This window comes from Natronoarchaeum sp. GCM10025321, assembly GCF_042663585.1.
In the GTDB taxonomy this organism is placed as follows: Archaea; Halobacteriota; Halobacteria; order Halobacteriales; family Natronoarchaeaceae; genus Natranaeroarchaeum.
Map to the genome: position 1 here is coordinate 466,046 of NZ_JBHTAN010000006.1, position 24,481 is coordinate 490,526.

General features: G+C 60.2%; 23 protein-coding genes and 2 pseudogenes. 16 read left to right on the forward strand and 9 right to left on the reverse strand.

What is annotated here, in order from left to right; all coding sequences use genetic code 11:
- The first annotated feature begins 97 nt into the window (after positions 1-97).
- Both ACFQL3_RS05160 and ACFQL3_RS05165 read left to right on the forward strand, forming a co-directional pair.
- Positions 98-862 (forward strand): ABC transporter ATP-binding protein, encoded by a 765-nt coding sequence (locus tag ACFQL3_RS05160; RefSeq protein ID WP_377052022.1) that lies wholly within the window; start codon positions 98-100, stop codon positions 860-862.
- Entirely contained in the window at positions 855-2,618 is a 1,764-nt protein-coding gene (locus ACFQL3_RS05165; protein ID WP_377052024.1) for a hypothetical protein, read from the forward strand. Before ACFQL3_RS05160 ends, ACFQL3_RS05165 begins: the two co-directional genes overlap by 8 nt.
- A gap of 214 nt (positions 2,619-2,832) precedes the next feature.
- On the opposite strand, the gene ACFQL3_RS05170 is transcribed toward ACFQL3_RS05165, so the two are convergent.
- Positions 2,833-3,126 carry a hypothetical protein gene (locus ACFQL3_RS05170; protein ID WP_377052026.1) on the reverse strand — a complete coding sequence of 98 codons (294 nt, stop codon included), beginning with the start codon at positions 3,124-3,126 and terminating at the stop codon, positions 2,833-2,835.
- Between the two features lie 169 nt (positions 3,127-3,295).
- On the opposite strand from ACFQL3_RS05170, the gene ACFQL3_RS05175 reads away from it, so the two are divergent.
- On the forward strand, positions 3,296-3,526 hold the full coding sequence (locus tag ACFQL3_RS05175) for a hypothetical protein (protein ID WP_377052028.1): 231 nt from the start codon (positions 3,296-3,298) through the stop codon (positions 3,524-3,526).
- Positions 3,527-3,598: 72 nt separating this feature from the next.
- Entirely contained in the window at positions 3,599-4,039 is a 441-nt protein-coding gene (locus tag ACFQL3_RS05180; protein WP_377052030.1) for a universal stress protein, read from the forward strand.
- A 60-nt stretch (positions 4,040-4,099) separates the two neighbouring features.
- Here the strand turns inward: ACFQL3_RS05180 and ACFQL3_RS05185 are convergent, their stop codons facing one another.
- Positions 4,100-5,233 (reverse strand): cell shape determination protein CcmA, encoded by a 1,134-nt coding sequence (locus ACFQL3_RS05185; protein ID WP_377052032.1) that lies wholly within the window; start codon positions 5,231-5,233, stop codon positions 4,100-4,102.
- Between the two features lie 339 nt (positions 5,234-5,572).
- On the opposite strand from ACFQL3_RS05185, the gene glmM reads away from it, so the two are divergent.
- The 3 genes and pseudogenes from glmM (at position 5,573) to ACFQL3_RS05200 (ending at position 7,714) form a co-directional block, all read left to right on the forward strand.
- Positions 5,573-6,892: a phosphoglucosamine mutase gene (gene glmM / locus ACFQL3_RS05190; protein ID WP_377052034.1), complete on the forward strand. Its 1,320-nt coding sequence runs from the start codon at positions 5,573-5,575 to the stop codon at positions 6,890-6,892.
- A 186-nt stretch (positions 6,893-7,078) separates the two neighbouring features.
- Positions 7,079-7,360 carry a ribbon-helix-helix protein, CopG family gene (locus ACFQL3_RS05195; protein ID WP_377052036.1) on the forward strand — a complete coding sequence of 94 codons (282 nt, stop codon included), beginning with the start codon at positions 7,079-7,081 and terminating at the stop codon, positions 7,358-7,360.
- A 90-nt stretch (positions 7,361-7,450) separates the two neighbouring features.
- Positions 7,451-7,714: pseudogene (locus ACFQL3_RS05200) on the forward strand (type II toxin-antitoxin system RelE family toxin).
- Positions 7,715-7,746: 32 nt separating this feature from the next.
- Here the strand turns inward: ACFQL3_RS05200 and ACFQL3_RS05205 are convergent.
- Together ACFQL3_RS05205 and ACFQL3_RS05210 are read right to left on the reverse strand one after the other, a co-directional pair.
- Positions 7,747-7,974 carry a hypothetical protein gene (locus tag ACFQL3_RS05205; RefSeq protein WP_377052038.1) on the reverse strand — a complete coding sequence of 76 codons (228 nt, stop codon included), beginning with the start codon at positions 7,972-7,974 and terminating at the stop codon, positions 7,747-7,749.
- A gap of 117 nt (positions 7,975-8,091) precedes the next feature.
- Positions 8,092-8,400, reverse strand: a complete 309-nt coding sequence (locus ACFQL3_RS05210) for a hypothetical protein (RefSeq protein WP_377052040.1) — start codon at positions 8,398-8,400, stop codon at positions 8,092-8,094.
- A gap of 93 nt (positions 8,401-8,493) precedes the next feature.
- Between ACFQL3_RS05210 and ACFQL3_RS05215 the strand changes: the two genes are divergently transcribed.
- Entirely contained in the window at positions 8,494-8,835 is a 342-nt protein-coding gene (locus ACFQL3_RS05215; RefSeq protein ID WP_377052042.1) for a hypothetical protein, read from the forward strand.
- A gap of 24 nt (positions 8,836-8,859) precedes the next feature.
- Here ACFQL3_RS05215 and ACFQL3_RS05220 read toward each other — a convergent pair whose 3' ends face one another.
- Both ACFQL3_RS05220 and ACFQL3_RS05225 read right to left on the reverse strand, forming a co-directional pair.
- Positions 8,860-9,093 (reverse strand): hypothetical protein, encoded by a 234-nt coding sequence (locus tag ACFQL3_RS05220; RefSeq protein ID WP_377052044.1) that lies wholly within the window; start codon positions 9,091-9,093, stop codon positions 8,860-8,862.
- Positions 9,071-9,673, reverse strand: a complete 603-nt coding sequence (locus ACFQL3_RS05225; protein WP_377052046.1) for a hypothetical protein — start codon at positions 9,671-9,673, stop codon at positions 9,071-9,073. Before ACFQL3_RS05225 ends, ACFQL3_RS05220 begins: the two co-directional genes overlap by 23 nt.
- 410 nt (positions 9,674-10,083) lie before the next feature.
- On the opposite strand from ACFQL3_RS05225, the gene ACFQL3_RS05230 reads away from it, so the two are divergent.
- From ACFQL3_RS05230 to ACFQL3_RS05260, 7 genes and pseudogenes are all read left to right on the forward strand, one after another.
- Positions 10,084-12,504 (forward strand): BGTF surface domain-containing protein, encoded by a 2,421-nt coding sequence (locus ACFQL3_RS05230; protein ID WP_377052048.1) that lies wholly within the window; start codon positions 10,084-10,086, stop codon positions 12,502-12,504.
- A gap of 385 nt (positions 12,505-12,889) precedes the next feature.
- Complete coding sequence (locus ACFQL3_RS05235; RefSeq protein WP_377052050.1) at positions 12,890-17,266, forward strand: BGTF surface domain-containing protein; 4,377 nt, start codon at positions 12,890-12,892, stop codon at positions 17,264-17,266.
- 158 nt (positions 17,267-17,424) lie between these two features.
- Positions 17,425-17,700 (forward strand): DUF433 domain-containing protein, encoded by a 276-nt coding sequence (locus tag ACFQL3_RS05240; RefSeq protein ID WP_377052052.1) that lies wholly within the window; start codon positions 17,425-17,427, stop codon positions 17,698-17,700.
- A complete protein-coding gene (locus tag ACFQL3_RS05245; protein WP_377052054.1) occupies positions 17,697-18,059 on the forward strand; it encodes a DUF5615 family PIN-like protein in 363 nt (120 codons plus the stop codon). The genes ACFQL3_RS05240 and ACFQL3_RS05245 overlap by 4 nt, the downstream gene beginning before the upstream one ends.
- Before the next feature lie 329 nt (positions 18,060-18,388).
- On the forward strand, positions 18,389-19,777 hold the full coding sequence (locus ACFQL3_RS05250) for a PQQ-binding-like beta-propeller repeat protein (RefSeq protein ID WP_377052056.1): 1,389 nt from the start codon (positions 18,389-18,391) through the stop codon (positions 19,775-19,777).
- A 205-nt stretch (positions 19,778-19,982) separates the two neighbouring features.
- Positions 19,983-20,374: pseudogene (locus tag ACFQL3_RS05255) on the forward strand (toxin-antitoxin system TumE family protein).
- A gap of 24 nt (positions 20,375-20,398) precedes the next feature.
- A complete protein-coding gene (locus ACFQL3_RS05260) occupies positions 20,399-20,848 on the forward strand; it encodes a hypothetical protein (RefSeq protein ID WP_377052058.1) in 450 nt (149 codons plus the stop codon).
- A 119-nt stretch (positions 20,849-20,967) separates the two neighbouring features.
- Here the strand turns inward: ACFQL3_RS05260 and ACFQL3_RS05265 are convergent, their stop codons facing one another.
- The 3 genes from ACFQL3_RS05265 to ACFQL3_RS05275 form a co-directional block, all read right to left on the reverse strand.
- Positions 20,968-22,299, reverse strand: coding sequence for an aminotransferase class III-fold pyridoxal phosphate-dependent enzyme (locus ACFQL3_RS05265; RefSeq protein ID WP_377052060.1), 1,332 nt, complete (start codon positions 22,297-22,299; stop codon positions 20,968-20,970).
- A 67-nt stretch (positions 22,300-22,366) separates the two neighbouring features.
- On the reverse strand, positions 22,367-23,668 hold the full coding sequence (locus ACFQL3_RS05270) for an MgtC/SapB family protein (protein WP_377057020.1): 1,302 nt from the start codon (positions 23,666-23,668) through the stop codon (positions 22,367-22,369).
- Positions 23,669-23,718: 50 nt separating this feature from the next.
- Entirely contained in the window at positions 23,719-24,000 is a 282-nt protein-coding gene (locus tag ACFQL3_RS05275; RefSeq protein ID WP_377052062.1) for a PadR family transcriptional regulator, read from the reverse strand.
- Between the two features lie 208 nt (positions 24,001-24,208).
- Between ACFQL3_RS05275 and ACFQL3_RS05280 the strand changes: the two genes are divergently transcribed.
- Positions 24,209-24,481, forward strand: coding sequence for an amphi-Trp domain-containing protein (locus ACFQL3_RS05280; protein WP_377052064.1), 273 nt, complete (start codon positions 24,209-24,211; stop codon positions 24,479-24,481).

Genomic DNA, 24,481 nt, shown 5'->3' on the forward strand with positions numbered 1-24,481 from the left:
GGGTGAGGCTCTCGGTCACTCTGAAGGAGTACATCTCTCAATCGAATACGGGTAACTACTTTCCCTTTGACAGATACACATGAAATATCGCCCTCCAATGACTGGAATCGAAACGACACAGCTGACGAAGCGATACGACGAAACGCTTGCCGTCGACGACCTCGACCTCTCCATCCCGAAGGGGGTCGTCTACGGCTTCCTCGGACCGAACGGTGCCGGAAAAACCACGACGATGCGGATGCTCACCGGCCTCACCAGACCGACCAGTGGGAGCGCCACCGTCGCCGGTGTCCCTGTCACGGATCGGGACGGGCTCCGCTCGCATATCGGCTATCTGCCCGAAGAGCCACCGCTGTACGAGCAGGCGACCGCGCTCGAACAGCTAGAGTACGTCGCCGGCCTTCGGAACCTGCCCGAAGCGTCCACACGAGAACGGATCGACGGGCTGCTCGATGCGCTCGACCTCGCGGCCGACGCGGAGACGCGGATCGCGGAGTACTCGAAGGGAATGCGCCAGAAAACGGCGTACATTCAGGCTGTTCTCCACGAGCCCGATGTCGTGTTTCTCGACGAACCAACGTCCGGCCTCGATCCCCGGGCGGCCCGGACCATCCGGGAGATGATCACGGACCTCGCCGACGCGGGAACGACCGTCTTCCTCTCGACGCATATCCTGCCGGTCGTCGAAGACGTCGCTGACACGGTCGGCATCCTCTACGACGGACGCCTCGTCACCGAGGGATCCCCTGAAGCCCTCACTCAGCCCGCGGAAACGGAGGCGGGGACCCAGACGCTCGAAGACGTCTTCCTCGAACTGACCGAGACCGATCCGGCAGTCGACGCGGAGGCGAGGAATGGCTGAGCCAGGGTGGCCAGCGAACGTACTTAGCGTCGGCATCTTCGAGTTCCGCCGATCAGTTCGGGACATCTGGGCGGACAAGGCCCGGTTCGCCCTCATGACACTCGGCGTGATGGTCCCCTCGCTCATGGCGGCCGTCTTCGCCGTCATCTTTTCCGATCCGATCCGCGGTGTCGATGCGCTTCCTGAACCGGACCTCTTCCGGGGGTGGGTGGCGCTGTTCTGGCTGTTTGCGGTGTTCCTGCTCGGCCAGCGCGTCGTCTCGGCCCGCTCGCGGATCGACGCCGAATCGCTGATGCTCACGACGGTGTCGGCCCGGACGGTTGCCGGCGGGATGGTCGTCGCGGAGACGCTCCGGATCCTCGCGTATCTCGCCCCACCCGTACTCGTGCTAACCGGGGTCGGCGTTGGCCTGCTGGGCGCGCCCGTGAGTCTGGTGGTCGTGCCCGTCGCGGCGGCGCTCTTTGCCGTGACGGCCGTCGTCGCGGCGGCCGTCGCCGGCTACGCGGTAGCCTGGCTGGTCGCGACGTCGCGGTTCGTCGCCAGACACAGAACGGTGCTCGCCTCGGTCGCCTCGCTAGCCGGGACGGGGCTGTATCTCGTCTTTTTCTTTCCACAGATCTCCGGAATCACGCCGGAGTTGCTCGCGCCACTCCCCATCGCGTGGCTCCTCGACCTCGCCCTCCTCGGCACCGGCCTCGCCGAGGCACCACTCCGTGCCGGTGGGGCCGTCGTCGTCAGTCTGGCCGTGCTCGGCGCTGGCGGCGTCGCCATCGAGCACGAGACCGTTGCGCTGTGGTTCAGCGAACCGGTCAGCGTCGATAGCGAGGATACGACGGAGACGACAGCGAGTGCCACGGATGGAGACCTGCGTCGCGACCCGCTCGCCGCGGCCATCGCTCCGCTGGCGGTCCCCGAGTTCGTTTCGACGCCGGTACGGCGCGTCGCCGAGTGGGCACTGCTACGCACGCGCCGGGATCCGAACCGATTGACGTTCATCCTGATCCCCGTGATCGCGATGAGCGGTCCGCTTGCCACTGGCGCGCTTGAAGCCGGAGCGATCGGTACTGTGGCGACGCCGGTGTTCGCAGTCGTCCTCCCGTGGCTCGCCGGTGCGCTATTCGCGATGAACCCCCTCGGCGACGAGGGACGGTTGCTCCCGATCACGCTCACAGCCGTCTCGGGCCGACAGTACGTCCGCGGACTCGTACTGCCCAGCCTGCTGTTCGGGCTCCCGGTCGTCGTCGCTTTGACGGCGCTCGGGGGCGTCTTCTCGCCGTACTCGCCCAGCGAGCACGTCGGGCTGGTCGTCCTCGGCGTGTATCTCACCTGCGTTGCAGCCACCATTACGCCGGCAATCGGGATGACGCTCCCGCGCTTTAGCGCGATCAGCGTCGGCCAGAGCCGGGACGTGCTCCCGCCACGGATGGCTGCCGTCGTCGTCCACGCCGGACTGACGACCGTTCCCGGTGGGGTGCTCGCGGCACTCGTCATCGCGCCGGCGGCCGCCCGCACCGGTCTTGCCGGCCTGTTCGGCTTTCTCCCCGCGATTTCCCTGCAGCTACTCAGTCGATCGGACGGCGGCGTCCTGATCAGGGTTGGTGAATCGTTCGCCAACCTCGGGGAGGTGATCCAGTCGATCGGTCTCGCACGGCTCCAGCTCGTCGGTGGCGGGCTACTGCTGCTCGGGGGCGTGCTCGTCGCTGTAATGCTGTACCTGAACGCGATCGGTCGCTTCGAGCGGTACTCGCCAGTGTGAGTCGCGAGTCACCAGGCGGCGGGCCCAGCGTTCGGATCACTCGCTCCCGAAGCATCAGCCCGGATGCACAGCAGGGTCGACGCCGGGCCACTCGGCGCGAACGCCAGGATCAGGGGGCCTGATTGCCGTGGTCATTGACTCCATGATCAACGCAGAGCGCGTCTCTGGGGGAGCTACAGTTCAGGTTCCCACCCGAAAAGAAGTATTGGCGCGATTAGTTCTCCTGTCCCTCGCTCTCGTCGGATTCGTCGGTCCCAGAAGAGTCGGAATCTGACTCTTCGGTGCTTTGCAGGAGAAGATCCGTCCCGGCTGCGGCGACCATACCGATGCCGATCGCGCGCACCTGTCGGAGATATTCCGGGGTCGCCTCGAGTTCGGAGGCGTTGTCAAAGTTCTTCCCGATCATCTGTTTCGTGAATTTGACACTCAATTGCGGCAAAAGCGCAGTCGCTACTCCCTGCAAGAGGACGAATGCTGCGCCGAACGAACGACCTTTTTGAGAATTCATTACAGATCTACACATGGGTCGAGTAGGGATTAATATTGTGACTAACAGGAAATATTGAGAATGCCAATAACTCTTTTTAGACCGTTTTAGAGTCGAATAGCAATTTGATATTGCTTTTTATACGCAACGCCACATTTATGCGTATTTCAATCATGACCCCCCCTCGGCGATGAGGGACGGTTGCCCCCGATCACGCTCACAGCCGTCTCGGGCCGACAGTACGTTCACGGACTCGTACTGCCTCGGCCAGAGCTGGGACATCTTCCCGCACCGGATGGCTGCCGTCGTCGCGCCGGCGGCCGCCCGCGCCGGTCTTGCCGGTCTGCTCGGCGGCGTGCTCGTCGCCGTGGTGCTGTACCGGAACGCTGTCGGCCGATTCGAGCGCTACTCGCCAGTGTGAGTCGTGAGTCACCAGGCGGCCCCCGGTGACTCGGGGGAGCAGATAAATCCGTAGCGAGAGTACTCTAACGGTATGGGGGAAACAGTCCTTGTTCCGATCGACGGATCACCGTTATCACAGAAGGCGCTTCGACACGCTCTCGAAAAGTTCCCGGACGCAGCGGTAATCGCCTACCATGTGGTGAACATCTACGAACCGGCATACGACGTGAACGATACGTCCATAGCCGAACTGCTCGGTGGGTCCGGGAAGTGGGACGAGATCGAACGGGAGGCAGCAGATCACCTGCTCTCGAAGGCAGACGAGATCGCTGCCGAGTACGATCGAGAGATCGACACCGAATCGGCTATCGGAGATCCACAGCGTCTGATTCCCGAGTACGCCAGAGAGAACGCTGTCGATCATATCGTAATGGGAGTGCATGGGCGAGCCGAGGAAGATCGATCGTTGGTCGGCCAGGTCGCTGAAACCGTCGTATTCCGCTCCCCTGTATCAGTAACGATCATCCGCTGAGATAGTTGACTGGTCGGTATTCGGTTTCGAGAACGAGTGAGGGCGCTGACAGCTAGTGCGCTACTCGCTCGCCCCGCTACCGGACCTGTCGCTCGCTGCCTCGCTGAGCGTGGCCTGTCGCCCCTCCGTTCGCCGCTCGCGGCGGGAGCGATAGCCCTCGCGCAGCCCGAGGGTGATCGCGCCCAGTCCGAGCAGGAGGGTGAAGAACTCGAGCAGGCTCCCGACGAACGGGATCGCCCCCAGGAGGGTGAAAGCGACGAGGCCGACGACCAGCGCGAGCCAGCGGTTGTCCGCACTGACGAGTCCCAGCGCCCAGGCCGCAACGGCGTACTGGCCGTAGATAACGGCGACCCAGACCCCCAGGCCGAACACGATCGCGCCGCCGACGGAGAGCGGGATCCCGACGATCGTGATCGCGAGGATCACGAGCACGACGGGAACTGCGATCAGCGTCAGGAAGCCGACGCCGCCGGCTGTGACGGGTGTCTCGGAGACTCTCGTCGCGACGCCCCTAGAGAACGCGGGGAACGCCGCGAGGAGCACCGCGCCGAGCAGGAGGCTGGCGAACAGGCCGTAAATCGTCGTCAAGGTCGACGACACCGGGCTGAGATCGGTGGTAACGCCGAAGCCGTTGCCCAGACTCGAATCCTGCACGACGCCACCGGTCACGGTCGCGGCGGAGTCCTGGGTGAAGCTTCCCGCGTCGTAGCGGAACTCGCCGCCCACGTCCGTGTTCGGTCCGAGTTCGATCGTCGCAGCGCCGGCCCGGGCGTCACCGCCGATGCGCCCGTCGACCCGAAGGAAGCCCGTTCCGACGTCGAAATCGTTGCCGATCTCGCCGGTTTCGCTCACTTCGACGTGGCCCGCGCCGGCGCTGACGTCTCCGTCCACCTGCCCGTCGATGAGCACGGTCCCGGCGGCGGCATCGATGGAGCCTTCGACGACTCCGGTCTCGGTTACGTGGATCTGGCCGGATACCCCGGAGACGTCACCCGTGACCGTCCCGGAGATGATGATCGATCCCGATATCCCGCTGATGCTGTCGTACGTTTCTCCTTCCTCGACGACGACCGTGCCGGAGGCGCCCTGGAACGACTGTGCGGCGACGACGCCAGTCCCGAGCGAGAGGACCAGCATCATCACCATCACAAACACCGCGAATCGGCGACTCCGGGAACCGAGTGATAGGTCCATATCTAATAGTTCAATCAACTACCGTATATCCCTATTTCCAGCTTATTGAGGGGTTCTACCTCCGGCGAGCGCGACGCAATACGGACACGCTGCCCGGAATCGTGAAGCCGGTTCCCATACACTGACGGGAAACAGTCGTGCAGGCGGGCACCAGTCGGGCGACGCCTGCGATTCGATTCGACGGCGACCCGCGGTGCTGTCGTCTGCGGTTACCTGATCCGTCTCTCTGCCCGCCGAATCCATAGCGTCCTACTGGAGCCACGCCCCGGCCCTGCGGTGGTTTCTACAGCGCCATCGTGGATCGCATAACTGTAACTGTCTCCGTTCTCAAGTGCAACTATGTTCGGTACAAGCGGTGTTCGCGGGCAGTTCGGCACTGACGTTACAGTTGATCTGGCGGTTGTGATCGGACGTGCAGTCGTCGCCGACGGAGCGGAACGGGTCGTCATCGGTCGGGACCCTCGCACGACGGGGCCAGTTCTCAGGGACGCCCTCTCTGCCGGCGTTCGGGAGTCTGGCGGGGACGTGATCGACTGCGGGATGGTTGCGACACCGACGCTCGCACGGGCAGTGGCGTGGCGCGACGCGGACGTCGGCGTGATGATCACCGCCTCGCACAACCCGCCCGAGGATAACGGCATCAAGCTCTGGACGCCGTCGGGGATGGCCTTCGATGAAGCCCGCCGGGGACGGATCGCCGAACTGGTGGAGGCCGACGAGTATGCCCCGGCCGACTGGGATGCAGTCGGCACGGAAACGGCCTGGTCGGACGCCACGGCACGTCATCGAGATGCTATTGTCGACGCCGTCGATCCGGTCGAGGAGCTGTCGGTCGTCGTCGACGTCGGCAACGGCGCGGGAGGTATCACCGCTGGCGCGCTCCGGGCGCTCGGCTGCTCGGTCGAGACGCTGAACGCCGAGCCGGATGGCCGGTTCCCCAGCCGACCCAGCGAGCCGACCGAAGAGGCCTGTGGCACCCTGCAGGCACACGTCGCCGCGACCGACGCGGATCTCGGCATCGCCCACGACGGCGACAGTGATCGGATGATGGTCGTCGACGAGACAGGCCAGTTCCCCGCTGGCGACGCCCTGCTCGCGCTGTTCGCCCGCGGAGCGGCGGGCGACGGCGACGTCGTGGCAGCGCCGCTGAACACCAGCCTCGCGGTCGACGACGTTCTCGCAGAGATCGGTGGATCGCTCGTGCGCACACGCGTGGGTGACGTATTTGTCGCCGAACGAGCCCGCGAGGACGACGTCGTCTTCGGGGGAGAGCCAAGCGGGGCCTGGATCTGGCCCGACGAAACGCTGGCTCCGGACGGCCCGCTCGCCGCGGCGAAACTCGCCGCACTGGTCGACCGGGAGGGCCCGCTCTCCGAACTGCTCGCCGAACTCCCCTCGTACCCACTCCGTCGGGAGAGCATCGAAGTCGAGGGGAAACGCAACCTGATGGAGACGGTCGCCACGCGCGCACACGAAGAGTACGATGGTGTCGAGAGTCTCGACGGCGTCCGCGTCGAACGCGAGGACGGCTGGTTCCTCGTCCGCGCCAGCGGCACCCAGCCGCTCGTCAGGATTACGGCGGAGGGTCGTACGGAAGCGGCTACCGCGGAGCTGTACGACGAGGCGCGGGCACTGGTCGAGGACGCGATTGAGGGGTAGGAACTCCACAACTCTGGAGCTGTAGATGATCGGTATCAGAGGAACGCGTCTGCTATCAGCAACCGAGATTGGAGGTGGTGGTGGCTTCAGAATCACCGAGATGCTGTGTGGGAATGGACTGTAGCTCCCCATTAACGCTTCCGGTACGGGAAACGCTTATATGTGAGACATGCGTCTCACACAATAATGAGTACTGATACTAATGACGCTGGTGACGGCAACGGTACGTCCAAGATCGACGTCCGGGTTCCGGATCGACTTCTCGAAGTGATCGACCAGGAGTACGAGCGCCGCGGCTATACGTCACGATCGGAGGCGATTCGCGACGCGCTCCGGGACTGGATCGACCCGCCGGAGCGGCTCTCTGAAGAGGTGCTCGACGCGCTCGAAGACAGTCGCGAGCAACGGGGGCGCGGAGAAACGTATTCGGCCGACGACGTTCGTGAACGCCTCGGCCTCGATGAGTAACGTCGAATACACCGAACAGGCGATCGAACACCTCGGCCTCGATGAGTAACGTCGAATACACCGAACAGGCGATCGAACACCTCGGCCTCGATGAGTAACGTCGAATACATCGAACAGGCGATCGAACACCTCGAAACGCTCGATCCGCAAGTTGCTGATCGCGTAATGAACAAGGTCGACGAAGCGACCGACTAGACGGAACAGCGACTAGAACGCCTGTCCGGCTACCCGTACTACAAGCTTCGCGCTGGCGACTACCGGGCGATCATTACGTGGGATCGTGACGACGACCTTCTGATCGTCGAAGCAGTCGGTCACCGACGAAACGTGTACGATCGACATCTCCCGCCCTAATCATCCTTATCACGGAAAGAAATCGGATTGTTTCACTCATCGTTGCCAGCCCGCTCGACACACCGGTAGTGCTCGGCGTCGAGGCCGGTCTCGCGAGCCGACTGTAGCTGGGACTCGATCAGCTTGTTCTGTTGGGCTCTCCACACCTCCGGTGGATGCTCCTCGATAAACTCGACCCACTGGCGAATCGCTTCCAGCCGGAGCTCCCGGTTGCGCTCGTGTTTCTCGTCGAGTCGGTCACGAAGATCCGAGTCGGTCATAGTCGTCCTCGACAGCCAGTGTCCGTACCCATTTTTCGAGTTCATCCGCCCTAAGGCTTTCCTCGAACCGCGCCAGAAGGTGGCGCATCCTCGATATGTGCAGAACCGTGCTCATGCCTAGTCGTGATTGTCGATACCTTCGTAGTGTTTCAGCCGACTATCGATCTCCCACGGCTCCCAGCCACAGTCGTGGTAAAGGACATCGGCGAGTTTGCCGAAGTTGCTCTTGTTGAGCTCGATACCACGGCTTCCGCGGTACGTGATATACGGTTCGCTGCGCAGGTCGGCGAAGACATCACGCGCCGTGGGATAGTCGCCATCGATCGCTGAGAGATCCAGGAGAGCATCCTCCGTGATCGGCGAGCCCCACCTGTGTTTCGCTATCATCGTTGCCAGGAGGGCACATTTCACTGACGGCTTCTGCATGATCGGTGGATATAGCCGCTGGAACATAAATACTGTTAATGGCTGTTAACGGTAGTGGAAATACTTATGAACGAACAGCCGTTGTTTCTCTGTATGAGCAGCATGGACCATGCGGCTGACCGCGGCGAAAAGAAGGAACTCCGCAAGGAGCACCCAAGCGGATGGCTCTACCTCACGCAGCACGACGCAGTTCCGATACTCGTAGATGCGTTGCTCGATCTTCCGCCAAACCGCGAATTCAACAAAACTGAACTTGCAGAGCACGCCGGTGTCACACGCCAGACTGTCGGCAACTATACCGATCTTCTGCTTGAGGTCGAACTCATCGAGGAGGTTCCAGGCACGTCTCCACGTCGGTACCGGGTTGCAGACAGCGACGTCGTCCGGGAACTCTTCGAGTTGAACAGCGCGCTCAACAACGTCGGCGACGAGTAGCAGTCTGCCCGCTGGTAGATTCTTTCACTCCCGCTTGGCTTCGCCAGCCCGCTCGACACACCGGTAGTGCTCGGCATCGAGTCCGGTCTCGCGAGCCGACTGTAGCTGGGACTCGACCAGCCTGTTCTGCTGTGGTCCCCATACCTCGGGTGGGTGCTCCTCGATAAACTCGACCCACCGACGAATCGCTTCCAGCCGGAGCTCCCGGTTGCGCTTGTGTTTCTCGTCGAGTCGGTCACGAAGATCTGAGTCGGTCATAGTCGTCCTCGACAGCCAGTTTCCGCACCCATTTTTCGAGTTCCTCGGTCCTAAGGCTTTCCTCGAACAGCGCCACAAGGTGGGCCGCATCCTCGATGTCCGTGCGCGTTCCGAGGTAGAGCTTGTACGGGATCTGCAGTTCGAGCGGCCCGACCGGCAGTTCGGCGTCGCCAACCCGGGCAGTGATAGCTTGGTCAAGTGAGGCACGGTCCGCCTCGTCGTCGACGAACTTCGCCTCGATATGTGGGATTACCTGTTCGTCCGGCGCGACCCAGATATTGTCCCCGTCGCTCAACATCATGTGTAGATCGTCGAGCGGCATTGCAGGTCCCCACATGCCCTCGCGTTTCAGACGCTCGGCCAGGCGCTCACTCTCGGCTTCGTCGATCGGTTCGAGCAACACGTCGATGTCTTCGGTCGAGCGCGAGCGGCCGGTCAGGATCGCCAGATAGCCCGCGACGTAGACGTGTTCGATATTGAGGTCGTCGAGAATCTCGGTGAACGCGATCGCTAGCTCGTCGAGTTCGTTCGGTGGCCGATCGATGACGAGTTCGCCATCTACAATCTCGATACCGCCCATAGTTGTGGCTCGCTCCCGATATTTATAAATCACTGTGCCCTCGCGAGGAGTCGACGGCCGACGCCCTCCGCTCGGAGGCCCGGTCGCTTTGTCGAGGACGCCCTCGCGTCGCGGTGAGCCTGCCGATGCCGGTAACCTAGTCTTTCACGGATCGCGTCGGATCGACGTCCCGGCACCGCTATTGTTTAAATAGAGAGTCGGACGAACGTCTGACGGTAAGATTTTCCTAATTAGCCGATATCGGCCGTCTCAGACTATATGGCACGTCTTACCATACCCCGAAACCACCACAAAGCATTTATAATAATGGTTCAACCAATGTAATGTACCCCTACCCATGGTACCAGCAATTAGTATCACGTTATGCGTGAGAAAGCTGCTGTTGCCGACGACAACGAAATACAACACACATGACAAGTAATACAGAATCATATCGTGAGAAGGGACGCGCAGTGTTCCTGGCCGCGATGATGATTATGTCGATTTTCGCCGCAGGTGCTGTCTTTGCGGGCAGCGCAGCAGCGAACGATGTAACAGCAGGCGATGACAGTGGTATAGATAGTCCAGTTTACGTTGGTCAGCAGGTCGCGCTGAATGATGTCAGCGACGACGCTGTTGTCGACCTCCTCAACCGAGATGGGAACTCTGTCAGCTCCCAGCTTGAATCGGACAATTCCGTCGTCTTCCAGACGGATGGTGTTTCCCCAGGCATCTACAAATTCGTAGATGACGGCCTGGCCGAGGACGCACAAGACCCGGACTGGCATCAACAGAACTTCGAGATTGTTGAGCAGGATCTCAGCGCCAGTTTCACAGATTCCACGCTTGAGGAAGACTCTGATGACCTCAGCACTCTGGAAATCGAGTCCGATAACCGTGATCTAGCTGACTTCGATGTCGAAATCAGTGTTGACGGCTACGACAGTAGTGCTCTTGATAAGTTGGCTGATGGTACCGCTGGTACGGATTACACCCTGAACGATGAAGACGACTCGATCACTGTCGCTGCCGATTCCGTTCCGGACTTCGACTTCACGGGCGAAGAACTCGGTGAAAACAACGTCACAGTTGATGTTGTTGACACGACGGCCTCCGCCAGTGGCACGCTCGAAGTAGTCGAGCCTGTGGACGCCAACATCGAATTCACCGAACCTGGCTTCGAAAGCGAACTCGGTGACGACGCCGAAGTTTCGTTTGTTGCGGACAACACCAACGAGGTATCCGTTCAGGTCGGTAACGCCGCTGACGTCAACTACGAGGCCATTCTGGACCTCTCCGGATTCAACGACGTTGCTGAGGGCGAAGAGGTAACTCTGACCCTCAACACCGCAGTGAACCCGGACGCTTCAGAGACTGACGGCGAGTACGACGCGTGGTCGGTCGACCACGAGGACGTCTCCATTGATACGGTCACTATCAACAATGGCATCGACACCGCACCGCTCGGTGCCGCCGACTACGAAGTGAGCCTCGGCCTCGACTCGTCCGACAACGGAGGAACGCAGGTCATCGATGATGAGCAGGACACTGCATTCCTGACGCTGACCGAGCGAACGCCGATCGGTCAGGATCTGACCACGTGGACGGCTCCCGACGGTGACGAGAACCTGAACCCAGAAGACTGGGAAGACGCACAGATTTCGACTACCGACAGCATCGCAGCAGGCGATGAGGTCGCAATGAGCTTCGAGGCAACCGGTGTTAACTCGTTCATCGAGACGGGTGATATCGGCGAGCAGGACGACCTCTCCCTCAAACTTGAAGAGCAGGACGACCGTCCGAACGCGGAAGGTCAGTCGCTCTTTACTGAGGACGACACGCTCGACGCTACGATTCTGACCGTCAAGGACGGACAGGTCATCGTCGCTGTTAACAACGCTGATGCGCTGAACGCTGGCTCGACCTACGACGCCACGTTCGCCATCAGCGGTGACAACGCTCTCGTCGGAGACAACGCAGAAGCTGACGACGAAACCTCCGAAGGTAGCTTCTCCGTTGAGGAGCGTACCATCGAATGGGACGACTCCGCTTCGGAAGTCGAAACTACCGCTAATGCGACCGCAACCGGTACGACCAACGTCGCACCCGGTACCGAAGTGACCACGCTCGCTCGAGCGTCCGGTGTCTTCGTCCAGCGACCGTCCACGACGGTTGCTGACGACGGTAGCTTCACGGCAACGCTCAACTTCGAGGGCGAAGAGGCTGACCAGAAGTTCACCCTCACCGCAACTGACACCAACGATGGCGACAACCAGGCCGAAATCACCTCGACCCTCGTTGAGGCAGGCCCCGAGCCTACCGCGACCTTCGAGGTCTCGGAGCTCAACCCTGAGGACGTGACAGTTAACCAGAGCGATCTGATCACTGTTACCGCGAACATCGCGAACACCGGCGACGCTGCAGGCACGCAGGACGTTGCCTTCACGCTCAACGGTGACGCGCTCGCAACTCAGGAAGTCTCCCTCGACGCTGGTGGCAGCACCACCGTCGAATTCGCTGACGTCGACACCTCCGAGCTCGAAGGCGACTACGAGCACGGTGTCGCAACTGACGACGCCAGTCAGACCGCGACTCTGACCGTTAACGTCCCTGACGATACGACGGACGAGAACGGTGAGGAGAACGGTACCGAGAACGGTGAGGAGAACGGTACCGAGAACGGTACCGAGAACGGAACCGAGAACGGTACCGAGAACGGTACCGAGAACGGTGGCGAGAACGGTACCGAGAACGGTGGCGAGGACACCGGTGACTCCCAGCCTGGCTTCGGCCTGATGGTCGCTGTCCTCTCGCTCTTCGGTGCTGCACTGCTCGCCCGCCGACACAACTAAACTCGACTGCAGTAGTTGAGTTCCCCTTTTCCGCATCGCGCGGATTTTTTTGATGCACTGATGAACTAGTGCCGACAGTAGCTTTGGTGTTTCTTGAGTACTTGATCACATATCTAGATCTGGCCTCCACTTTTTGACATAACTACAAAACTTTGTGGAACACTCATCTCATTCTTTGGTATTTGATTCTAAAAACTGTATAAAACTGTTTTAGAGTTCCTACGGCAAAATTTTGTCTGTGAAGAACTATAACACCGTAAATTATTACTAATAGCATTCTGATGTAACGAATGCAATCCCTACCGTGGTAGTAGATATTAATTACCTTCTCGGACTCGTCCGGGGTGAGGATTCTATTGCCACCAACCGACAGGATACTACAGACATGACAAACGACACAAAATCATATCGCGAGACAGGACGTGCGGTGCTTCTGACCACGATCATGGTACTTTCGATGGTTGCTATGACTGCTACCCTTCCGGGTGCAGCGGTAGCCGAGGCAGCCACCGATGCGACTGTACAGTTCGATAATCAAGAACTCGCACAGGATGACTCCATAAATGTGGACGTCGACACGAATGGAGATGCAACAGTTATACTGACTTATAATGATCCCAACGATGGCGATTCTACAAAAGTAGCGGGCATCAATGGGGGTGCGAACAATATCGGTGCATCAGTCAATATCGGTATCGACGAGGGCTATCCTGACGGCCTACATGGTGCATACACTGTACACGTTTTCGACGATAAGACTGCCAGTAGCGCAGGTCTCAGCGTCGGTGACGTAGTTGACGAGACAACGGCCAACGCCGCACTCGACGCTGACACGGCAGTTGTCGTTGCAGAAGGTGACGCAACCGAGGCATCCGTTCTTTTTGAGGGACAGGTCGGTAAGGGCAGCGAGGGCCCAGTTGAGGACATCACCATATCTGACATCGATGTCAATGGAGATGCAACACTACTGCTGGAAACTGACTTTGGTGAGGGAGGCCAGTACATGCGTGGCAGTACCGAAGTTTCTACCGCGGATGATACAGCCACCATCACACGAGAAACAGATGTAGGCGATAATGAGGGCACGTTCACAGTATACGCTGTTCCGACCAGTACTCTCAGTCAAAACTACGAGGACAGTTTGGGTGAAATCTCTACGAGCACCCTGAACAGCGCGATTGCATCAGATGATGCCCCACTAGTTTGGGAAAGTAATCTCAGAAAGGGAGAAGTAAGTCTTCAGTCACAGGGCTCGACCTTTGATGGGACTATCGTTGCGGACGCAGATCTTCCCTCTGGACCCGAAGGTGCCGGATTTTATATAGTGACCGATGAATCCGGCACCATTGTTGATGCTGATCACGGTGTTTCGTCTGCAAGCTCTCAGATTTATGGGACGACCGACGGGGCTGGTGAACATACGTTCTACATCGTTGCGTACGCGGGACAACCCCAGCCGGGAGATGGTATAGTGGGCGCACAAATATCCGACCGACAAAAGAAAGCGGTTATTAGCCAATCTACAGCGACTATATACGGTGCTGATATTTCAGTAGACGATCAAGTTCCGGACGAAAATACCGTCACAGTGGATACATATCTCGACCCCAATGATGAATATGTGGCTGTTATCCATGATGCTGAAAGTGACGAAATCCTCGGCACCAGTGCTCCGACCACGGGCGACAAATCTCCAGAGGTGACTCTTGACGAACCACTTGACGCTGGATTCACCGATGTCTATGCGATGCTTCACTTCGCAGAAGATGACGGGTCTCCTGGAGACGGAATTCAGCGGCTTGAAGCAGGTGAATTGGTTGATGTAACGGATACCGCGACTCTCTCCGAGACCTTTGTCGAGTTCGAGGATCAGGCTATCAACGAAAACAACGAGATCTTCGTGAATACGGCAGGTAGTGGCGCGGCAACTCTCGTGGCCACCTACGAAGATTCAGCAGGAGATCTGATCGTGGCCGGCATCGCAGATGGTGCCAACGAAGAACAGTACGTGAATATCGAACTCGAAGATTTGGGTGGAGCACCGGGTACCCATACCGTTCACGCGATCGATGGGCTGAACGGTGAAGAGATCGGTGATCCAATCAAATCAGAAACTAAAAACAACATTATCACTGCAGATACTGCAACGGCTTATGCAGCGGACGTGAACGTTGAAGATGCTGGCAACGATCAGGTAGACGGTGATATCGTCACTGTCAACTCTAGTAACCTGTCTCCTGCTGATGATTACACTATCGTCATACACGAAGCAACAGATGGTGAACTCCCAGTTCTTGGGTCGTCGCAAACGCTCAGTGGCTCTGCTGAGGATGTAGAAATTGAGATAGAGCCGCTGGCAGAAGATACTGAAGTTGTTGCGACACTCCATTACGACGGAAGTCCGAACGGAGAAATGATCCCCACAGCGGGCACATCTGCTACAGATAATCTGCCTACTGTCGTTTCCGATACGGCAGCAGTATCTCTTAACACCCCTGAAAATGCAATTCCAAAAAAAGCACTTGCAGGGATGACGATCTGGCAAGGCCAAGACCTCCATGTTGGTGTGTTTGATAGCAACCAGCTGGTTTCATTTGAGGAGCGTGCAACAGGGGAGTCCCTCGCTGGAGGTTTGGCAGACGATGACGGAACCGTCTCATTCGATACCTCGGATGCTGAAGGCTTACATCTCTTAGAAGTCGACGACAACGCTGGAACTACGCATGGTCCGGTAGAGATCAAGGTGCAGGAAACCACCTTTGCATTTGACCAGGCGACAATCGAACAAGGTGAATCTGCAGGTCTGAAGTTTGTAGAGGACAACCGGAACGAACGGGTTGATGCTCGGATCCGCGGCGAGCGTGATGGCGAGGCGATTGATGCCGACACGCTCGCGGACATCTTCGACAGCGTCGATCAGAACGATGACGAGAACACGGTGACGGTTGCCGACCTTGCTGTCGGCGACTCTATCGACGCCGAAATTGCCAACGATGCGGATCTTGGCCAGTACAATTTCACAGTCGCAGTCGCGGACACAACCGCCTCCGACAGTGTGACTGTCGACGTCGTCGAGCCACGCGAAACGAATGTAAGCTTCGCCGAGAACCAGTACGAGGTTCAGAACGGCAACATCGCTCACATCAGTGTCAATGTCGACAACTACGACGACGACAACCTCTACGTTGTAGTGGGCAACGAAGAAGACGTGGCCTACGAGGAAGTCATCGAAGTGAGCAATCTCGGAGAGCACAACGAGGACGAAGAGCTAGTCCTCACCTACAACACGTACTACCAGACCTGGGGCGTCGAGGACAGTGATGCCAAAGCCGACGCGTTCTACACCGTCTCTGGACTGTCCGACGAGATGCTCGACCCCGCCGACTACGAACTGAGGATCGCTAAGGACTACGATACTACAGAAGAAGCGCTCATCGACGAACTCGACACGACGTTTATGATGCTCAGCGAGCATCAGCCGATCTCTCAAGCGCCCGCAACGATGCTGACGGCTCCGGCTGAAACCATCGAGGACGCTGAGGATCTCGAAGATGCGACCCTCACCGAAACCGATACGATCGCTGCGGACGACGAGATGCTGATCAAAGTCGAAGCCGAGAGCGTCTATGGCTTCGCTTTCGAGGGAGACAGCGTCGAAACCTTCGGTCAAGGCCCGGGTGTCGTTGACGACATGCTGGTCAAGGTTGATAACCTCGAAAACGAGATCAATGTCGACGACGCTGGGGACTACGGAACGTGGCAGGATGACTTCGAAGCCACTGTCGTCAAAGCAGATCAGGACGACGAAGAGCTAATTATCCTGATCGAAACTGACCTCCTCAAAATGAACAAGGAGTATCAGGCATTCGTGGAGATGTCTGAAGCCAGTCCGCTCTATGACGATTACCAGGACACGACCGGTGCGTTCACCATCGAAGAGCGTACCCTTGGGTGGAGCGACGAGGCCAGCGAAGCACCGACTACCGCGAACGCCGAACTGAACGGCACGACGAACGTCGCGGCAGGCACCGAGGTCGAGACCCTTGCCCGCAAGGCCGGTGTCTTCGTCACCACCCAGACCGTCGAAGTCACGGATGATGGAACGTTCACCACCGCCTGGGACTTCAGCGAACAGAACGCTGACCAGGAGTTCACGCTCCGTGCAACCGAAGCGTTCGATTCGGACAATCAGGACCAGATCACCTCGACATTCGTCGAGGCTGAGCAAGAAGAGTCCGAACTGTCCGTCGACTTCGGCCAGGACACCTACGAAATCGATCAGGGTGATGCAGTCGATATCGACGTCACCGCCGTCGCAGGCGCTGACGGACTCGATGCCGACAACGTCACGCTCTCGCTCAACGGCGAGGAACTCGCCAGCGACGCTCTGACCGCCGATGCCGGTGCAAGTGACGGGGTCACCTTCACGCTCGACACCAACGCGGAGGACTTCCCCGAAGGCGACCACGATCTCGAAGTCGGCCTTCTCGACGCCTCCGGTGAGGCAACCCTGACCATCGTCGTCGAAGACGAGAACGGTGAGGAGAACGGCGCCGAGAACGGTGACGAAGAGAATGGCGATGAAGAAAACGGTGACGAGGAGAACGGAATGGAGAATGGCGATGAAGAGAACGGAACGGAGAACGGCGACGAAGAGAACGGCAACGAGGAACCCAACAGTGACTCCCAGCCCGGCTTCGGCCTGATGGTCGCTGTCCTCTCGCTGCTCGGTGCCGCACTGCTCGCCCGCCGACACAACTAAACTCGACTGCCGTAGTTGAGTTCCCTTTTCCGCACCGTGCGGATTTTCTTTTGCGTGCTACACCGGAGAGCGGTAGCACCGCCGAACTCCCAGTCGATACGGTCTGCCGTAGCCGTTAGCACACAAATGTATTAGTAGAGCCGCACGTACGATTGGATATGACGATCACCCAAGACGAAGGGGTTCTGGGGGGTGAGCCACGGATCGAGGGGACTCGAATTGCGGTTCGACAGGTCGCCGACATGGTGATCGACGGCGATCAGTCACCACCGCACGTGGCGGATCAACTCGACGTGGCGCTTGCTGCGGTGTACGAAGCACTCTCGTACTACTATGCACATCCCGACACGATGCGGGAGCTTGCGCGGGAGAACGCCGACGCGTTCGAGCGTGTTCGCGAAGCCGCACTGAAGCCGAAAGAGCCGGTATCGTGACTGTACAGTTTTTGCTTGACGAGCACGTCGGACGCGTTTTCGAGCGTGTGCTCCGGGAGCGTGGCTATGCTGTTTTGCAGGCAAAAGACCAGTTTGGAGAACGGACGACCGACGAATCGCTTGTTCGATGGTGTGAGAATAACGATACGATTCTCATTTCCAACAACGCGAAAGATTTTGAGCAGCTACACAGGGAACTCGACCACGCTGGTATATTCTTGTATTACGATCAGGAGTTGCCGGATACTGATCCGGAAGGACTCGCACGTACCATCGAGTCGATTCTTGAACAGTACGGTACAACCGAGATCGAAAACCAGCTCGTCGATCTTGGAGAATGGTACCAATGGATCCATTGAGTCCGCATGACCCGATCGTCCTCGACGAAGTGACGGTCGCCCGACTCGAAGTGCTTCGATCGGAGATCTAAAAGGAGACTGGGACCACGGTACGACGGGAGAATCTCCTCGCTCGTCTCGTCGAAAACGCGTACGACTCGCAGGACGAGGTCGTAGACATGTTCCGTGAATCCACAGTGCCGCTCTCGGAATCGGAGAAGGAGACGATGCGCTGCGGTCGCTTCGCCTCGGGAACCGACACCGACGAAGACGATATTGACGACGAACTGTATCGCTGACCTACCGTCCGACCGTGACGTTTTTCTGGGTACCACCTGTCCCCAGCAATAATGGATTCCTCCAGTGACCAACGCGCGGATGGCCACACGCGCCGCCGACTCCTGCAGGCGGCGGGCGTGACGGCGACGGCGGGCATCGCCGGCTGTGCGGAGTTCGGCGGCGAGCCGAATCCCGAGGCCGAGATCGATTGTGACCCCGTCGAGCCCGCGGCGGACGTCTCCGAGTACGCCACGCATCCCAACGACGACGTCTCGATGTTCGGCCGGGGACTGCGACGGCTGAACTACTACCCCGACGAGAGCATCCCCGAGGCCGTCGAGGTCAACTGGGCGACGCAGAAGAACTTCGTGGGGCATACAGCCGCCAAGTCGAGCCCCGTCCCGACGCGAGAGGGCGACACCATCGTCATCGCGGGCGATAGCGGGCGTGTCGAGGCCTACTGTCCCGACGGCCAGAAGAAGTGGAGCACGCAGACGAGCGCGACCAAACTCGGCTTTCACGGCTCGCCGGCCATCGTCGACGATACGGCGTATATCGGTGGCTACGACGGCGACCTCTACGCGCTGGATATGGACAGCGGCGAAATCGTCTGGCACACGACCTCTCGTGATTTCGAGGGGACGCTCGCAATCGGTTCTAGCCCGGCGTACTACGAGGGGTCGCTGTACCTGATCGCGGAGTACGGTAGTCCGTCGACGGGCGCGCTCTGGGAGGTCGACCCCGAGACGGGCGAACCGCTGTGGAGCGACCGGCGCATCTGGGGCCAGCCCCACCCCTCGCCGACGATCGATCTCGATCTCGGGCTGATCATGGCTGGCTCGAACGACGGCGTCGTCTACTGCTGGAACTTTCCCTCGCTGGACTTTCGCTGGGAGTTCCAGGCCGAGGCCAACGGCGAGGAGCGCGAGGGCGGCGCATTTCGCTCCGGCGCGGAGATCAAAGGTACCGTCGCGGCACACGACGGCCGGGGCTACGTGGGATCATGGGATCAGCAGCTCTACTGTCTCGATCTGGAAGAGGGCACGGAGGAGTGGTCGGTCGATACCGGTGGCTCGAACATGTCCAACCCCGCACTTGATCCCGACGAGGGCGTCGTCTACACGGGGAGCGATAGCGGGATCGTCCGGGCGCTGGACACCGTCACAGGCGACGAACTGTGGAGCGCCGACGTGAACGGCCGGGTCGTCGGCGCACTCAGCGCGACGGCGGGCAAACTGCTCGTCGGATCCTACGACTCCCACGTCTACGCGCTCGACCGCGAGACCGGCGAGCGGTGCTGGCGGGTTCCCAACCGGGGCCGGGTCACCAGCGCGCCGGTACCGGTCGACGGCCGGGTGTACTACGCCGAACGCGCCGTCTTCTCGAACTACTACGACGACGACGAGGAGACCGTCCTCGAAGAGCCGGGCCACGCATACTGTCTGCGCGAAGCGCAGTAAGCCGCGTAAGGGGACGTGATGGTCGTGGAATACTCTGTTCGCCGCGCCAAATAAAGTGGGAGAGAGGAACGGCCGAATGGCTGGAGTACGACGTTGTGGAATGGAGTGGCATCGAAGAAAAGCACGAGTGCTGAGAGTGTGATCACTGCTATTGTTCTTCCGACCAATAGTCTTATTGTATTGGTCTGTGTACCAATTAACGAGGATGGCCTCACTGACCGACGACGACCTCGATGGTGTGAGCGAGGGCCGGAAGTACCCCGACGGGACCGTTGTCCGCGTGTTTTGCATGCGGACAGACCGTGACGCGTATCCGTCTGGATGGGCCTACAGGCTCCACTATGGTACGACGGAGCCGAACCCACCCCGCACACTTGACGATGGGACGATTCGTCGACATCTCGAAAATCGGAGATTTTCGACGACTCGTCGAAACGGCTGCCGTTTCGAGACGATAACTCGCACGAAGACACCAAAGGCCACGAACTGCACGTCGCACCGGAGCCCGACCCAGACATAATCGAGTTCCCCGGGATGGTCGAACTCTGGGAACGATTCTGGAGCGAGATCCCGAAATCCGAGTTCGAGGTCAAGTGAGACCATTACACCACGGTGATACCCATGAACGACAATACGCCGCCGCTGCACCCGATGGAGCGCGAACAGCTTCGGGCCGAATCAACACTCGTCGTGACTGTGAAGTCGTCCAGTGAGTACCACGACGACGTCATCGACGGCATCAAGGCGCTTGAACGGGGCGACGCGGTGGATTCCACACCGACGCTCTCGTTCACCAGCTACGACGATCTCATGGAGACGCTGACGCCGCGCGTCCTCGATCTCATTGAAGCCATCCGTCGCGAAGCGCCATCCAGCATCAACGAGACCGCACGAGTTGTTGACCGGGATGTAAAGAACGTCCACGAGGAACTCAGTCGGCTCGCCCAGCTGGGCATCATCTTCTTCGAGGAACACGGTCAGAGTAAGCGCCCGGTCGTCTGGTTCGACGAACTCGTCATTAACCTCCCATTCGATCCAGAGGCTGACGACACAGCAACCGCCGCACCGTAAGATGCTACGAGCTTTTCACCGTCTCAAATCCCGGTACTGTGCAGCGTGAGGCAAGGGGTTTCACAGTCCATTATATGATGCAAGTTAATACATCAACGACTGCTCTTCTTCCGACGTGATCAGGCCACTTCCTGGACCGACTCGGCCAGCAACTCCACGCCCATCTGGATCTCTCGCTCGGTGACGTCGAGCGGGGGCAGCAATCGCAGCGTCTTGTAGCCACAGCCAAGCGTCAGCAGGCCCCGGGAGAGCGCCGCCCGCATGGCGGCCTCGCGCCGGTCCTTCGTGTCGAACTCGATGGCGAGCATCAGCCCGCGCCCGCGAATGTCCTCGACGCCGGGGAGGTAGGCGTCCGAGAGCAGTTCTTTGCACTGTTGGCCCCGCCGGGTCGCGTTCTCCATCAGGTCGTACTCGTGGATGGCGTCGATGGTCGCGACGCCCTGGAGCGCCGAGAGGAAATCGCCTGCGCCCCACGTCGAGGAGAGACGGCCGGTCTCGTCGGGGAAGACCTCCGAGCGGCCGACCGTCGCGCCCACGCGCAGGCCTTTCGCGCTGCTGATGACGTCCGGTTCGAGCGTGGTGTGCTCGATGGCCCAGAACTCGCCCGTTCGTCCGAGGCCGGACTGGATCTCGTCGGCGATCACGTTGATGCCGTAGCGCTCGCGGATCTCGGCGATGTCGTCGAGAAATCGATCGGAGGGGATGCGATAGCCGCCCTCCCCCTGGATCGGTTCGAGAATGACGTATGCGACCTCCTCTGGGTCGACGACGCCCCGTTCGGGATGGAGTTTGTCGCCCAGTGCGTTCCCGGCCGGGCCGTCCGTCTCCCACCCGCAGGCACACTCGCCGTCGCAGGTGCAGTAGGGGACGCTGATCACGCCGGGAATCTCGGGAAAGCCCTTGCGGTGGGTCGCTTTCGAGCGATTGAGCGAGAGCGCCCCCAGAGTGCGGCCGTGGAACGCGCCGTCGAAGGTGACGCCGCGATGGCCGCGGTCGGCATAACAGATCTTGATGGCGTTCTCGACGGCCTCGGCGCCGGTGTTCGAGAGGAAGACCTGATCGAGTCCGAGCGACTCCGAGGCCGAAACGATCCGCTCCATGAGCTGGGTCGGCCCGGGGAACTCGGGATCCTCGGGCGGCCAGCCGCCGCTTCCGTAGAAGTCCTGGCCGGCGAACTTCGTGGGTTCGGGCAGATCGAACCCATCCAGCGCGTCGGTCACCTTGGGGTTGTTGTAGCCCAGCGGCGAGGCGGCGACGTGGCTGGTGAAATCCAGCAGGACGTTGCCGTCGATGTCCGTACAGAACGGGCCGACCGACTCGCGTGTGACGTCCCAGACGAACTCGTAGACGTAGGTGCTCGGTGCGGCGAACTCGTGGTGATAGCGGACCCACTCTTCGGCTCGCTCGCCCGGTACGTCATCGACCACTGGCTCGGCGGTCTCTCTGTCCATAACTAGCGTGTAGGCTCCTGCTACGTTAAAGTATTCGCGGGGCGAGACGTTGCCGGGTGAGTCGTACTCAGACGAGGACGACGGCGGCAGTCGCGACGCCCGCAGTCACCAGCAGCGCGCCGCTCCACGCCGCGACCTGGAGGGCGAAGTTGCGGTTGGGGCCGACGGCGGTGAGGCCAACTTTCACCAGCACGCTCGCGGCCGTCGCGAGCAGGATCGCGACGACGGCCGTCTGGTCGCCGATCTCGCCGACGCGGTAGAGCAATACGGCAGAAGCCGTTGCGCCCGCGCTGGAGACGAGGCCGGTCGCCACTGCGGTGGCGTAAAAGCCCAGTTGCCCGAGTTCGACTTCCGCGACCGCCCCCGCAAGGAGGATAAGGGTAAACACCGCACCGAAGGCGAGCGCGTTCCGGAGCGAGAAGGGGCTATCGAGTTCCAGTTCGACCTCGCCGGACCAGTCGGCGACGTACAGCGCGATCAGCAGGGAGCCGATCACGATGGCCCCGAGCGGGACGATAGCGCCGTAGAGAAGGCCGCCGTCGATGGTGAACACGATAGCGATCCCCAGGTTGCGCAACGCCATGGCCGCGTTCGCGAGCAACACGGCCGTCAGCGCGTAGGCGGCGGCGTCAGGGCGCTGGTTCACGTGGTCGATCATCGTCCCGACGACCGCGGCGGAGGAGGCGAGGCCGCCGAAGAAGCCGGTCACCGCGATGCCGCGCCCGCCGTAGCTCTCGACGACGGCGTAGTTGATGATCCCGATGGCGGCGACGAGCACGACCATCAGCCATGCGACGCGGGGTTCGAACGCCACCGTGGTCCTGGCGAGATCGATATCGATCGGAGCGGCGGGCAAGAGCGGGTAGATCACGAACGCGAGGATGGCAAACTCCGACGCAGAGCGGAGCTCTTCCCGGGAGAGACCCCACGCGATGTCGTGCAGTTCGCGTTTCAGGACGAGCAGTAGCGAGGAGAGCACAGCGACGGTAACGCCCTCGATCAGAAAGCCCGACGCGACGAGCGCACCGACGCCGTAGGCGACGAGCATCGAGACGGAGGTAGTCAGGCTCAGCCCCTCCCCCTCGTCTTCGACCAACCCCTCGACGGCAAGTAAGATGCCCTGAGTGATCACGAGTACGCCGCCGACGACGAGCAGGGCGACCTGATCGAGCACGACGAAGACGGCCCCGAGCAGGCTGATCAGCGAGTACGTCCGAATCCCGGCCGTTTTGTGGGACCACTCACGCTCGAGACCGAGAAAGAGACCGAGCGCGGCGGCGAGCGCGATTCGGAAAACGGAGCTATCGAGCGGCGTCGCCTGTGCCACCTGTGGCTCTCCGACAGCGACAGCGTCGCCGAGCGACAGCACGACTTCGAGCACCCATCGGGCTACACGTCACAACCTCTTAAACGGCCCCCTCAGTCCGATTCCTCGGTGTAACTGGCCTCCCACTCATCGCGGGCTTCGATCTCTCGCTGGCCGCGGCGGGTGATCGTGTACGTGTTGGTGCGCCGGTCACGCTTGCCTTTTTCGACGAGGCCCTTGTCGACGAGTGTATCGAGGTTGGGGTAGAGTCGGCCGTGGTGGATCTCCGACTCGTAGTAGTTCTCTAGCTCGTCCTTGATGGCGAGTCCGTGTGGCTCGTCCTTCCCGGCGATGACGTACAGCAGATCACGTTGAAATCCTGTTAGATCGTACATCGTATAACGATTCAAGGGTAAACGTTAGTTGAAAATAAGTGTGTCGTCTCCCCCGCATATCTGGCGAACAGTGCAGAGACGATGCTGAATCCCTGTCTCGGTGCGATTCTCTGATCTATTTCGGTTAAATTACTTACAATTTGAAACGTTTGTGAATCGGTCTCTTTCCGGCCAGACAGTTATATCGGCGCGGCGCGTAGTGGTGGGTATGACTGAAGAAGTCATTTTCGAGACCGAGCGTACCCAGAGCCGTGCCGACATCGCCGAGACGTTCCGTGCCGTCGCGGACAAACTCGACGCTGGCGAGTCGATCACTCTCTCCGCGGGCGACCAGTCCGTCGACCTCGACGTGCCCGCCGATCCGACCTTCGAAATCAAGGCCGAACGGGAGATCGAGGGCGGGACCGAGGAGCTAAGCGTCGAGTTCGAACTGGAGTGGAAACCCGGCGAGAGCGACGACGGCCCAGTCAGCATCGAGTAG

Bases quoted from the DNA above. Each gene is read 5' to 3' on its own strand.
- ACFQL3_RS05185 (WP_377052032.1), bottom strand. From the start codon at position 5,233: ATGGACCTATCACTCGGTTCCCGGAGTCGCCGATTCGCGGTGTTTGTG.
- ACFQL3_RS05215 (WP_377052042.1), top strand. From the start codon at position 8,494: ATGAGCAGCATGGACCATGCGGCTGACCGCGGCGAAAAGAAGGAACTC.
- ACFQL3_RS05180 (WP_377052030.1), top strand. From the start codon at position 3,599: ATGGGGGAAACAGTCCTTGTTCCGATCGACGGATCACCGTTATCACAG.
- ACFQL3_RS05195 (WP_377052036.1), top strand. From the start codon at position 7,079: ATGAGTACTGATACTAATGACGCTGGTGACGGCAACGGTACGTCCAAG.
- ACFQL3_RS05275 (WP_377052062.1), bottom strand. From the start codon at position 24,000: ATGTACGATCTAACAGGATTTCAACGTGATCTGCTGTACGTCATCGCC.
- ACFQL3_RS05230 (WP_377052048.1), top strand. From the start codon at position 10,084: ATGACAAGTAATACAGAATCATATCGTGAGAAGGGACGCGCAGTGTTC.
- ACFQL3_RS05165 (WP_377052024.1), top strand. From the start codon at position 855: ATGGCTGAGCCAGGGTGGCCAGCGAACGTACTTAGCGTCGGCATCTTC.
- ACFQL3_RS05160 (WP_377052022.1), top strand. From the start codon at position 98: ATGACTGGAATCGAAACGACACAGCTGACGAAGCGATACGACGAAACG.
- ACFQL3_RS05250 (WP_377052056.1), top strand. From the start codon at position 18,389: ATGGATTCCTCCAGTGACCAACGCGCGGATGGCCACACGCGCCGCCGA.
- ACFQL3_RS05260 (WP_377052058.1), top strand. From the start codon at position 20,399: ATGAACGACAATACGCCGCCGCTGCACCCGATGGAGCGCGAACAGCTT.
- ACFQL3_RS05235 (WP_377052050.1), top strand. From the start codon at position 12,890: ATGACAAACGACACAAAATCATATCGCGAGACAGGACGTGCGGTGCTT.
- ACFQL3_RS05175 (WP_377052028.1), top strand. From the start codon at position 3,296: ATGAGGGACGGTTGCCCCCGATCACGCTCACAGCCGTCTCGGGCCGAC.
- ACFQL3_RS05205 (WP_377052038.1), bottom strand. From the start codon at position 7,974: ATGACCGACTCGGATCTTCGTGACCGACTCGACGAGAAACACGAGCGC.
- ACFQL3_RS05225 (WP_377052046.1), bottom strand. From the start codon at position 9,673: ATGGGCGGTATCGAGATTGTAGATGGCGAACTCGTCATCGATCGGCCA.
- ACFQL3_RS05220 (WP_377052044.1), bottom strand. From the start codon at position 9,093: ATGACCGACTCAGATCTTCGTGACCGACTCGACGAGAAACACAAGCGC.
- ACFQL3_RS05240 (WP_377052052.1), top strand. From the start codon at position 17,425: ATGACGATCACCCAAGACGAAGGGGTTCTGGGGGGTGAGCCACGGATC.
- ACFQL3_RS05170 (WP_377052026.1), bottom strand. From the start codon at position 3,126: ATGAATTCTCAAAAAGGTCGTTCGTTCGGCGCAGCATTCGTCCTCTTG.
- ACFQL3_RS05210 (WP_377052040.1), bottom strand. From the start codon at position 8,400: ATGCAGAAGCCGTCAGTGAAATGTGCCCTCCTGGCAACGATGATAGCG.
- ACFQL3_RS05265 (WP_377052060.1), bottom strand. From the start codon at position 22,299: ATGGACAGAGAGACCGCCGAGCCAGTGGTCGATGACGTACCGGGCGAG.
- ACFQL3_RS05280 (WP_377052064.1), top strand. From the start codon at position 24,209: ATGACTGAAGAAGTCATTTTCGAGACCGAGCGTACCCAGAGCCGTGCC.
- glmM (WP_377052034.1), top strand. From the start codon at position 5,573: ATGTTCGGTACAAGCGGTGTTCGCGGGCAGTTCGGCACTGACGTTACA.